Source organism: Cypionkella sp. (assembly GCF_028290025.1).
Taxonomy (GTDB): Bacteria; Pseudomonadota; Alphaproteobacteria; order Rhodobacterales; family Rhodobacteraceae; genus Cypionkella.
On the sequence record NZ_JAQGKQ010000090.1, the window covers coordinates 47,763 to 59,113 of the forward strand.

The 11,351-nt window shown below is 60.5% G+C and carries 10 protein-coding genes and 1 pseudogene; 4 read left to right on the plus strand and 7 right to left on the minus strand.

The window, feature by feature from the left end; genetic code table 11:
- Nucleotides 1–17 precede the first annotated feature (17 nt).
- Nucleotides 18–161: a hypothetical protein gene (locus JWS10_RS15875; protein WP_299482174.1), complete on the minus strand. Its 144-nt coding sequence runs from the start codon at nt 159–161 to the stop codon at nt 18–20.
- Nucleotides 162–217: 56 nt separating this feature from the next.
- On the minus strand, nt 218–1,411 hold the full coding sequence (kynU, locus tag JWS10_RS15880; RefSeq protein WP_299508828.1) for a kynureninase: 1,194 nt from the start codon (nt 1,409–1,411) through the stop codon (nt 218–220).
- A gap of 171 nt (nt 1,412–1,582) precedes the next feature.
- Between kynU and JWS10_RS15885 the strand changes: the two genes are divergently transcribed.
- The 4 genes from JWS10_RS15885 to JWS10_RS15900 all read left to right on the plus strand — a co-directional run bounded on the left by JWS10_RS15885 (nt 1,583) and on the right by JWS10_RS15900 (nt 6,264).
- Nucleotides 1,583–1,765 carry a hypothetical protein gene (locus tag JWS10_RS15885; protein ID WP_299508829.1) on the plus strand — a complete coding sequence of 61 codons (183 nt, stop codon included), beginning with the start codon at nt 1,583–1,585 and terminating at the stop codon, nt 1,763–1,765.
- 24 nt (nt 1,766–1,789) lie between these two features.
- Nucleotides 1,790–3,367, plus strand: a complete 1,578-nt coding sequence (locus tag JWS10_RS15890) for a Re/Si-specific NAD(P)(+) transhydrogenase subunit alpha (protein WP_299508830.1) — start codon at nt 1,790–1,792, stop codon at nt 3,365–3,367.
- Nucleotides 3,368–3,379: 12 nt separating this feature from the next.
- Nucleotides 3,380–4,813 (plus strand): NAD(P)(+) transhydrogenase (Re/Si-specific) subunit beta, encoded by a 1,434-nt coding sequence (locus JWS10_RS15895; protein ID WP_299508831.1) that lies wholly within the window; start codon nt 3,380–3,382, stop codon nt 4,811–4,813.
- Nucleotides 4,814–4,989: 176 nt separating this feature from the next.
- Complete coding sequence (locus JWS10_RS15900) at nt 4,990–6,264, plus strand: DUF3422 family protein (protein ID WP_299508832.1); 1,275 nt, start codon at nt 4,990–4,992, stop codon at nt 6,262–6,264.
- Between the two features lie 2 nt (nt 6,265–6,266).
- Here the strand turns inward: JWS10_RS15900 and JWS10_RS15905 are convergent, their stop codons facing one another.
- The 5 genes and pseudogenes from JWS10_RS15905 to JWS10_RS15925 all read right to left on the minus strand — a co-directional run.
- Nucleotides 6,267–7,196, minus strand: a complete 930-nt coding sequence (locus JWS10_RS15905) for an asparaginase (protein ID WP_299508833.1) — start codon at nt 7,194–7,196, stop codon at nt 6,267–6,269.
- Nucleotides 7,197–7,202: 6 nt separating this feature from the next.
- Nucleotides 7,203–8,114 (minus strand): ABC transporter permease, encoded by a 912-nt coding sequence (locus tag JWS10_RS15910; RefSeq protein WP_299508834.1) that lies wholly within the window; start codon nt 8,112–8,114, stop codon nt 7,203–7,205.
- On the minus strand, nt 8,107–9,114 hold the full coding sequence (locus JWS10_RS15915; protein ID WP_299508835.1) for an ABC transporter permease: 1,008 nt from the start codon (nt 9,112–9,114) through the stop codon (nt 8,107–8,109). The genes JWS10_RS15910 and JWS10_RS15915 overlap by 8 nt, the downstream gene beginning before the upstream one ends.
- A 74-nt stretch (nt 9,115–9,188) precedes the next feature.
- Nucleotides 9,189–10,889 carry a peptide ABC transporter substrate-binding protein gene (locus JWS10_RS15920; protein WP_299508836.1) on the minus strand — a complete coding sequence of 567 codons (1,701 nt, stop codon included), beginning with the start codon at nt 10,887–10,889 and terminating at the stop codon, nt 9,189–9,191.
- Nucleotides 10,886–11,351: pseudogene (locus JWS10_RS15925) on the minus strand (ABC transporter ATP-binding protein); the annotation flags it as partial. The pseudogene JWS10_RS15925 and the gene JWS10_RS15920, both read right to left, overlap by 4 nt.

Sequence of the window (11,351 nt, forward strand, 5' to 3'; positions counted from 1 at the left end):
TTCGCCCAAATGGGGCGTCAGGCGCAGGAATGAGTTTCGCGGTTGAGGACGGAAAGATTGCCGATGGTGCGCCACTGGGCGATCCATCCGGCGGGGCGGCAAAGGGCTGTGCTGGTGGCTTTCACATTGGTCAAAATATCCCCGCCGGAGGCATCCGACATTGGCCGGGGAGCCTCCGGCGGGGATATTTCAGCACAGAGGATGACGCGAAGCCGCATCAGGTGACTTTCGCGCGGGTTTTGTATTCGGGGCGGTCCCAGAGGTTGTTTTGCATGATATCGGCGATGATCTTCACGGCGTTATCAACGTCTTGGGCGTCGATGAACAAGGGCGTGAAGCCGCAGCGGATGATATCGGGGGCGCGGAAATCGCCAATCACGCCGCGGGCGATCATCGCTTGCATGATGGCGTAGCCTTCGGGGTGGCGGAAGCTGACTTGGCTGCCGCGCTCCTGATGGTTGCGCGGGGTCGCGAGGCTTAGCGTCGGGCAGGCGGCTTCAATGCCTGCGATGTATTGGTCTTGCAGCTTAAGCGAGGCTTGGCGAAGGGCGGCCATATCCACGGTGTCCCAGATATCCAGCGAGGCTTCCAAGGCGGCCAGTTGCAGGATTGGCGGGGTGCCGACGCGCATCCGCTCGGCTCCGGTGGCGGGGCGGTAATCGAGATCGAAGGCGAAGGGGGCGGCGTGGCCTTGCCAACCAGACAGCGCCGGGCGGGCGACCTCAGCATGGCGGGGGGCGACATAGATGAACGCAGGGCCGCCGGGGCCGGAGTTCAGATATTTATAGGTGCAGCCGACGGCGAAATCGGCGTTGCATTGGCTCAGTTCGACTTGGAACGCGCCTGCGGAGTGTGCCAGATCCCAGATCGTCAGCGCGCCGTGTTGGTGGGCGCGGGCGGTGATCGCGGCCATGTCGTGACGCCGACCCGTGCGGTAATCAACCTCGGTGATCAGGGTGACGGCGACGCTGTCGTCGATGGCGTCCAGAATATCCTCGGGGGCGACGGTTTTCAGGGTGTAGCCATTGCCAAGCGTGCGGCAGAGACCCTCGGCCATATACAGATCAGACGGGAAGTTGCCGGTATCGGAGAGGATAATTTTGCGGGTCGGGTTCATCTCAAGGCACGACGCGAGCGCCTGATAGACCTTGATCGACAGCGTATCGCCCATCACCACATGACCAGCCTCCGCGCCGATCAGCCGCGCGATGCGATCGCCGACGCGCATCGGTTTGTCCATCCACGCGGCTTTGTTCCAAGCAGTGATCAGCATCGCGCCCCATTCCGCTTCAACCGTCTGAGCCACCCGCGCGGCGGCGGTCAGCGGCAAAGGCCCGAGCGAATTGCCGTCAAGATAGATCATGCCTGCGGGCAGATGAAACTGGGCTTTGGTGGCGGCAAAATCGGTCATAGGGCCTCGGTTTCGGGCAGGGGAGGGTTTGCGTTGCTGGAAGCAATAGCTGCGGCGGGATAAAATTTCAAGTTTGAAATTGTTTCGATTCTCGGGAAGGGCTGCGAAGCTGCGCAATGTTTGCGCTATCAGGTGAGGGGCAGCGTAGCATGTTGAAAAGGCGGTGATATCTTGGGCGGGAAAATCGTCTCGCTGCGCGCTTTGCTGTGGAATATTCGCCTTGTGGTGGTCGATTCCACGCGTCTGGCTGTTGAAGCCGACAGGTTTTTAGCCAAAAGCGGCAATCAGCCGTTGAACTATCGGTCTGCAATGTTAAGCCTCATGGGGGATTTGGCGGTCACGGTTGCTCCTTGAACCGCCCAAACGCGGGGGAATACATTGAAAATAGGTGCGTTGAGCGAGATTTATGCGGGCGAGAACCGGGTGGCGATGACACCGGAATCCGCGCTGCAACTGGTGAAACTGGGCCACGCTTGTGTCATTCAGGCCGGGGCGGGGACGCGGGCGGGGTTTTCGGACGCGCTTTATACATCGGCCGGGGTAGAGGTTTTGCCGGATGCGGCGGCGGTGATTGCGGCGGCTGACGTACTGGTCAAAGTGCGCGGGCCGGAAGTGGCTGAGGCCGAGGCTTTGCGCGACGGGCAAACGCTGATCTCGATGTTCTGGCCGGCGCAGAACCCGGACTTGCTGGAGATCGTCAAGGCATGCGGTGCGACCGTGGTGGCGATGGACATGGTGCCGCGCATCAGCCGCGCGCAGAAAATGGACGCGCTGTCGTCGATGGCGAATATCGCGGGCTATCGTGCGGTGATCGAGGCGGGCTCGAACTTCGGGCGGTTTTTCACCGGCCAAGTCACAGCGGCGGGCAAGGTTCCGCCCGCGAAAGTGCTGGTTGTGGGCGCTGGCGTGGCGGGGCTTGCAGCGATTGGCACCTCGGTCAGTCTTGGCGCGATTGTCTATGCGTTCGACGTGCGCCCCGAAGTTGCCGAGCAGATCGAGTCGATGGGCGCGAGTTTCGTGTATCTAGAGTTCGACGCCAGCGAATTGCCCGATGGTGCAGCGACGGGCGGTTATGCGGCGCCCTCGACCCCGGCGTTTCAGGCCAAGCAGCTGGCCAAGTTCCGCGAATTGGCACCTGAAATTGATATCGTCATCACCACCGCTTTGATCCCCGGACGGCCCGCGCCGAAGCTGTGGACCGCCGATATGGTGTCGATGATGAAGCCGGGTTCGGTGGTGGTGGACCTTGCCGCCGAGCGTGGTGGCAACTGCGATCTGACGGTGATGGATCAGAAGATCGTCAGCGATAATGGCGTGACGATTGTTGGCTATACCGATTTCCCAAGCCGGATGGCAGCGCAGGCATCTACGCTTTACTCTAACAATATCAGGCATATGCTGGCCGATCTTACACCAAAGAAAGACGGTGTGATTGATCACAATATGGGCGATGACGTGATCCGTGGCGCGACTGTCGCCAAGGCGCATGAGATCACCTATCCGCCGCCGCCGCCGAAGATCGCGGCGATTGCGGTGCAGAAGCCGAAGGAGAAGGTGAAGGAACTGACTCCGGTTGAGAAACGCGCGGCAGAGGTCGCGGCGTTTAAGCATCAGACCCGCAATCAGGTGGGGATGCTGGTGATCGGTGGCGGGCTGATCTTGCTCGCCGGGCTTTATGCACCTGCTGCGTTCATGTCGCATTTTATCGTATTTGTGCTGTCGGTTTATGTCGGCGTGCAGGTAATCTGGAACGTCTCGCACAGCCTGCACACGCCGCTGATGGCGATCACCAATGCGATTTCGTCGATCATCATCTTGGGCGCGCTGATGCAAATCGGCTCGGGCAGTTGGCTGGTGACAGTGCTTGGCGCTTTGGCGGTGTTCATGGCGGGGATCAACATTTTTGGTGGCTTTATGGTCACAAGGCGCATGCTTGCCATGTTCCAAAAGTCGTAGGGGAGCGCGCAGATGGAATATGGATTCACCACGGCGGCCTATGTGGTCGCAGCCGTTTTGTTCATTCAGTCGCTCGGCGGGCTTTCGGGGCAGGAAAGCGCCAAGCGCGCGGTTTGGTATGGTATTGTCGGCATGGCGCTGGCGGTTGCGGCGACGCTTTATGGGCCGGGGGCGAGTAACTGGCTGATTTCGCTGGTTATGATCGCGGCGGGCGGTGCGATTGGCTGGGTTGTCGCCCAGCGCGTGCAGATGACAGAAATGCCGCAACTGGTGGCGGCGATGCATTCGCTTGTCGGTCTGGCTGCGGTGTTCATCGGATACAATACGCATATTGAGATGGTGCGGGTGGCGGGCATGGACGAGGCCGCGCGTGCAGCTTTGAACGGTTTTGCCGCCGTGATCGCGCATAAATCCGGCGTCGAGGTGTCGATCCTGCGGGTTGAGACTTTCCTTGGCGTGTTCATTGGCGCGGTGACGTTTACCGGATCGGTGATTGCGTTTGGTAAGCTTGCGGGCAAGGTTGACGGTAAGGCGAAGAAGCTGCCGGGCGGGCATCTGCTGAACGCCACGGCGGCGATTGTGTCGCTGGTTTTGCTGGTGGTTTATCTGCAAACCGGGTCAAGCTTGGCGCTGCTGGGGATGACTTTGGCTGCCTTGTTCATCGGCTATCACCTGATCCTGGGCATCGGCGGCGCGGATATGCCGGTGGTGGTGTCGATGCTGAACAGCTATTCCGGCTGGGCGGCGGCGGCGATTGGTTTCTCGCTGTCGAATGATTTGCTGATCGTTGTCGGCGCGCTGGTGGGATCTTCGGGGGCGATCCTGTCGTATATCATGTGTAAAGCTATGAACCGGTCGTTTATTTCGGTGATCTTGGGCGGCTTTGGTGGCACCACCGGGCCGGCGATGGAGGTCACGGGCGAGCAGGTGGCGATTGATGCCGATGGCGTCGCCGCGCTGTTGAACGACGCCGATAGCATCATCATCATTCCGGGCTACGGCATGGCGGTGGCGCAGGCGCAGCAATCGGTGTCGGAACTGACGCGGAAGTTGCGGGCGGCGGGCAAGAATGTGCGCTTTGCGATCCATCCGGTTGCGGGGCGGTTGCCGGGGCATATGAACGTGCTGTTGGCCGAGGCGAAGGTTCCTTATGATATCGTGCTGGAGATGGACGAGATCAACGACGACTTCCCATCGACCGATGTGGCGATCGTTATTGGCTCGAATGACATCGTTAATCCGGCAGCGCAGGAAGATCCGAATAGCCCGATTGCGGGGATGCCGGTGTTGGAGTGCTGGAAGGCCAAGCAGGTTATCGTGTCTAAGCGTGGGCAGGGAACGGGGTATTCTGGCATTGAGAACCCGTTGTTTTACAAAGAGAATACCCGGATGTTCTATGGCGATGCGAAGAAATCTTTGGATGCGTTGCTGCCGCTGATTGAATGAATAGGCGCGGGGAAGCACCTTCCCTGCCGTTGTCATACGACAAGACCCCGGCCGAAACGCCGGGGTTTTGCTTTTCTGCAACAGCGCCAGTGCATACCCCGGTATGCGTTGAAAACTCTGGTCATCGCGGCGCGGACATTGCCTGATCGGGTCATATATCCTGACCTGAGGCGATGATGACTGACGACCACCCCCTGCGCTATGCTTTGGTTAATGAATTACATGCCCGACCGTTTCCGGCGCTGAGCGCGCCCTCTATGGCGGCTTATATCGCGATTAAGGAACCGATTGCGGCGCACAGCCGGGATCGGGCTGCGGATCGGGCGCATTTACTGGCGCTGCTCGATCGCTATGGCTCGGCGCATCCGCAACCAGAGGCGACGCATTTCTCGGGCTTTTTGGGGCGGGCGGATTTGAAATGGGAAAGCCATACCGAGTTCGTGACCTATTCGGCGTTCACGCCCGGTCTGTCTGCGCGGGCGTTTGACCCGTCAGAGATGGAGGTTTTTGCCGATGCGTGGCTCGCGGATGCGCCGGGCAAGCGGCTGGCGGCGGTGCTGGTCCGGGTTGAGGTGATGGAAGACGAGGCCGCGATGCTCGCCAAGCTGGAGGACTGGTTTGTGCCGGAAAGCCTTGCGGTGGCGCGGGTTGTGGACGGCGCCGCTGTGATCGCGGGCGATTTCAGGATTGATCCGGCGGGCAACATGCGGTTCGCGGTGTTCGTGCAGCCTGAAACTGGCGCGCGCAGGGTGGGGCGGATTGTGCAACGGTTGTGCGAGATTGAGACTTATCGCGCCATGTCGATGCTGGGCTTGATGCGCGCGCGGGGGCTGACGGAGCGGCTGAACGCGCTCGACCCTCGTCTGTCGGCGCTGGTGTCCGGCTTGGATGGCGTATCGCGGCCTGCGGAGGCAGCTTTGCATGAATTGCTGGCGATTTCGGCGGAGTTGGAAAGCCTCGCGGTGCAGCATTCGTTCAGGTTTGGTGCTACGGGCGCGTATGAAGCCATTGTGAACCAGCGGATTTTGGCACTGCGCGAGGAGCGTGTGCAGGGGCGGCAGACCTTTGGCGAGTTTATGATGCGGCGCTATGATCCGGCGATGCGGACGGTGAAATCTGCCGAAGCGCGGCTGCGGTCGATGGCGGAACGCGCGCAGCGGGCGGCGGAATTGTTGCGCACCCGGGTTGATGTCGAACGCCAAGCGCAGAACCAGATGCTGCTGGAAAGCATGGACCGACGTGCCGATATGGCCCTGCGGTTGCAGCATACGGTTGAGGGGCTGTCGGTGGTGGCGATCAGCTATTACGCGGTATCGCTGGCGGCTTATATCGCCGATCCGGTGATTGAACGGCTTGGCGTTTCCAAGGGGGTGGGTATGGCTGCGCTGACGCCGCTGGTGGTGCTGGCAGTGTGGGGGGCGTTGCGGCGGATCAAGGCGCGGATGCTTTGATCCTACACGCTGATCTCACCGCAAAGATTGCGGCTTAGGGCGGCGTTGCGTTTGGGTTTCGGCAGGCTTAAAACATGCGAAAGCTTGGCATAGGCGGCCTCGGGCGTCATATCACCGCCGTCGATCACCCCGGTTTCAACCAGCAGATTACCGGCGGCATAGCTGCCCAAGCTCACGCCGCCTTCGGGGCACTGGCTGACCGCGATGATCGGCGTGGCTTTGCTTTGGGCGTGTGCCAAGGCTTTGCGCAGGGCAGGGCTGTCGGGGATGGTGCCCGTGCCAAACACCCGCAGCACCACGGCGTCTAACGTCATCAGCGCGTGGCACAGCATGGCTTCGGATTGACCGGGGGCCATGCTGAGAATACCGATCTCGGCGGGCAAATAGGGTGTGAGCCGCAAGGTCGGGCTGGTTTGCCGGGGCGGCATGGTGCCGGGGCTGGCGGTGAAAGCATCGAGCGCATTGCTGTCGGTTTTGCGCAGCCTCGCACCGTGTAACAGTTGGCCCGCAAACTGCACCCAGACGCCGGGTTGGGCGGTCTCAACGGCTTTCAGCGCGCCCGAAAGGTTCTGCAAAGCGTCAGATTGCGGATGGCTTAGGATGCGCATCGACCCCGTCAGGATCACCGGGCGACGCAAGCCTGCCAAGGCAAAGCACAGGGCGGCTGCGGTGAACGCCAAAGTATCAGTGCCGTGGGTGACAATGAAGCCGTTGTAATCGCTGTGATTATCGGCAATCGCTTGGGCGATGCGGCTCCAGTCGGCGGGGGTGATCTGGGCAGAATCAATCAGCGGCAGCAACGGCAGCAGCTTTACCTTCGGCACACCGATGCTGTGCAGTGCAGCCTCTATCACGCCCTCAGCCGGGGCATAGCCCGCCGCCGTTTGCACCATACCGATGGTGCCGCCCGTGTGGATTACCAGAAGTTTCATGCCCGCTCAACGTCCCCGGATGCGCGGGTCCAAAGCATCGCGCAGACCGTCGCCGATATAGTTCACCGACAGCACCGTCAACGAGATAGCAAGCCCGGGCCAGATCACCCGCTCAGGATAGACCTGCATATAGGACAGGCCATCATAGAGCAGACGGCCCCAAGTCGGGAAATCGGGCGGGAAGCCGAGGCCAAGGAACGAGAGCACGGATTCGGTGATGATCGCTTCGGCAATCCCGAGCGTCGCCGCCACCATAACCGGCGAGACCACATTCGGTAGGATATGCCGCGTGATGATCCGCCGTGACGCCGAACCAATCGAGCGGGCGGCCAGCACGTATTCGCGTTCCTTCAGCGCCAACACCTCGCCCCGCACGATCCGGGCGGCTTGCATCCAAGAGGTGATGCCGATGGCGAACACGATCAGGGTGAACGCGCCGAGTTCCGGCCCGAGGATGCTCGCCGTGCGGTCGCGGAACAGCATCATAATGACCAGCAGTAGGGGGACCAGGGGCAGGGCGAGAAACATATCCGTCAGCCGCATCAGCGGGCCGTCGAGGCGACGGTAATAGCCTGCGAGCACACCGATCAGCGTGCCGAAAACGATGGCGATCATCATGGCGACGAAACCCACGGCTAGGCTAACTTTCCCCGCTTGGATCATCCGTTGCAGCATATCGCGGCCCAAATGATCGCTGCCCAATGGGAAGCGCAACGATGGGCCTTTGTTCTTCGACTTGATCGCCTCAACCACCGTCAGCTTTTCGGGGTGCCAAAGGTAGGGGCCGATTACCACGGCGAGGATCAGCAAAGACAGCACCACAAGACCGAACACCGCGCCCTTGTGGCTGCGGAATTGCGCCCAAATCGCGCGGGCGGCGCTTTCGGGTTTCGGGATGACGATTGCGGCCTCAGTCATAGCGAATCCTCGGGTCAAGCAGGCCGTAAAGCACATCGGCGATCAGGTTGAAGGTGACGATCAACACGGCGAAGATGAAGGCGAGGGTTTGCACCATCGGCAGATCGCTGGCGTGGATAGCGCCGATCAGGGCCGCCCCAATGCCGTTCACCCCGAACAGATTTTCGGTGATGATAGCGCCTCCGAAAATCGACGGGATACCGAGCGCGATCACCGTTACCACCGGGATCATCGAGTTGCGCAGCACGTGTTTCAGCACCACCACCCGCTCGGTCAAACCCTTAGCGCGGGCGGTGCGGACGTAATCCATCCCCATGTTATCGAGCATAGATGAGCGCATATAGCGGCTGATCACGGCGGCATTGGCGAGGCCCAGCGTCATCACTGGCATCGCCATTTGCTGCAACTGTTTGACGAAACTCGCCCAATCGGTGACATGCAGGTTGGTGTCATATTTGGTCGGAAACCAGCCGAGCGTGACGGCGAAGATGATGATGATCAGGGTGCCGGAAAAGAACGTCGGCACCGAAAAGCCGATCATCGCGATCAGGGTGCCGAGTTGGTCGAACAGCGAATACTGGCGGTAGGCGGAGTAAATGCCGATTGGCAACGCGATCAGGATGCCGACCAGATAGGCGGTGCCGATCACCGTCAGGGTTTGTGGGATGCGCTGGCCGATGATGGTGAACACTGGCGCGCGCGATTGCCAAGACAGGATGCGCTGTTCGCCGCCAGCCCATGACGTGCCGAACCAACCGTCGAATAATGTCACGGGCTCGACCCAGAAGAACTGCCGCAACCATAGGAAATAGCGGAAGAATACCGGCTGGTCGGCACCCAAAGCCTCAATCATTTTGCGGCGCACGTCGGGCGGGACGGTCAGCGGTATCTCGGACATTGGCGAGCCGGGCGCGAGATCGACCAGTAGAAAGATCACCAAACTGATGACCAGAAGCGTCGGGATGGCCAGCAGTAACCTGCGGAGCGTGAAGGTAAGCATGGCGGCTGCGCCTTTGGTCAGAAGTCAGGGGGGAAGGGGCGGCGGGGCCATCGCAGGCCCCGCCCTTGTTCAGATCACTTCACGCGGAACCAGTCGGCGACGTTCCACATTTCCGAATCCCAAGCGTTGATTTTCACGCCGCCAAGGGTGTTGGAATGCGCCGACAACGTGCCACGGTGCACCAGCGGCACCACGACCATGCTGTCTTTCGTCACCATGTCATTGAGTTCTTTGGCAAGTTTCTGACGCTCTGCGACGTCCACGGTGGTGGACAGAACCTTGACCTTGGCGTCATAAGCCGGGTCGCAGAAGCGGTTCATGTTCTCGCCCTGCCATTGATTGTCAGGCGAAGGCGCGTTGACGCACTGGTATTGCGACAGATACGTCTCAGGATCGGTGCCGTCCGAGTTGTTGGCATACATCTCTACATCGGCGTAGAACTTTTGGAACGTGTCGGGTGAGCCTGCATCGCCGCCGAAGAACACCGACGGGTCGATAGCTTTCAGCTCTACATCGACGCCGAGTTCCGTCCACCAATCTTTGACCAAGGCTTGAAAGTCTTGCCGGATCGGGTTGACGGTGGATTGATAGAGGATGTGCAGCTTCTTGCCGTCTTTCTCACGGATGCCATCAGCGCCCGGAACCCAGCCAGCCTCATCCAGCAGCTTTTTCGCGCCTTCCATGTCTTGCGCGATGCAGCCGGTGTTGTCAGATGCCCAAGCAGCAGGCGCAGGAATGACATTGCAGGTCGGCATACCGCCCGCGCCATAGCCTACGTCCGACAGGATTTGACGGTCGATGGCTTTCGACAAAGCGGTGCGAACTTTGATATCCGACAGGATCGGGTGCGGATGCTTGACGGTCGCACGCTCACCTTCCGGCAGCGCCGGGTCAGGGTCGGTCATGTTCATCTCGATGCGCTCTACCAGCGTGCCGAACGCCACCACGAACTCACCCTTGCCAGCCGCCGTCATTGAGGCTTGGCTGTCGGGCGGGATCTGAGTGTTCCACGCGTAATCGAACTCGCCGGTTTCCATCACGGCGCGGGCGGAGCCTTCAGCATCGCCGCCGCCTTTGATCACAGCACTCGCAAACGCCGGTTTCGCCGGATCGCGGTAGTTTTCGTTCATCGCCAAAGTCACGGTGTCATTGACGGTAAAGCCGGTGACTTTGAACGGGCCAGTGCCGATTGGCATGTTGTTCGGATCGGTGCAGGTCGGGGCCGCAGCACCTTGGCAAGCCGCAAACTGGGCCTTTTGCAGCAGCGGCGACAGCGCCCCAACGAAAGCGGTGTAGGGGTTCGGTTTCGGTCCGGTGAAGGTGACTTTCACGGTTGAGGCATCGACAGCCTCTACCTTGGCCACGCTGTCAAACTTCGACAACTGCGCGCAGCCACCCGCTGGATCCATGCAATAGGCGGCGGTGAACACCGCGTCATCAGCGGTGACGGGCGAGCCATCCGACCATTTCAGATCGGGCAGCAGTTTCCATGTGATCGAGGTCAAATCAGCCGAGATACCGCCATTTTCCAGCGTTGGTATTTCGGTCACAAGTTTCGGGATGATGTTGCCATCGGCGTCAAAGCCCGCCAGCGGCTCCAGCACCAGCGAGGCTGCGTAGACGTCCTTGGTGCCGGAAGACAGGAACGGGTTCATGATCGACACGGCCTGCGGGAAGGTGAATTTCACCTCACCATCAGTGCCGCGATCCGCGAAAGCGGCGGGCGCGAACGACAGCGCGCAGGCCGCCCCGAGAAGGGCTGTGGTCAGTTTCATCGGTGTTCTCCTTGTTGATTAAGCTCTTTGGCCTCGGATTTACCGGTTGATCCGGTTTTCGGCTGGTAGAGGAAGCAGGCGACGTGGCGGCCCGGCTCAACCTCTTGCAATTCGGGTTTTTCTAGGTGGCAACGCGCGAAAGCTTTCGGGCAACGCGTGCTGAAATTGCAGCCCTTGGGCGGGCGGGCAGGCGACGGCACATCGCCTTTCAGGATGATGCGGGGGCGACGGGCGAGCGAGGGGTCAGGCTCGTTCACTGCCGACAGCAGCGCCTCGGCATAAGGGTGCAGCGGCTTGGCGAACAGATCGTCGCGCGGGCTAAGTTCAGCGATGCGCCCAAGATACATCACCGCCACCAGGTCGGCGAAATGACGCACCATCGATAGGTCATGCCAGATGAACAGATAGCTCAGCCCGAGCTTTTCTTGCAGGTATTACAACAGGTTAACCACTTGGGCAAGG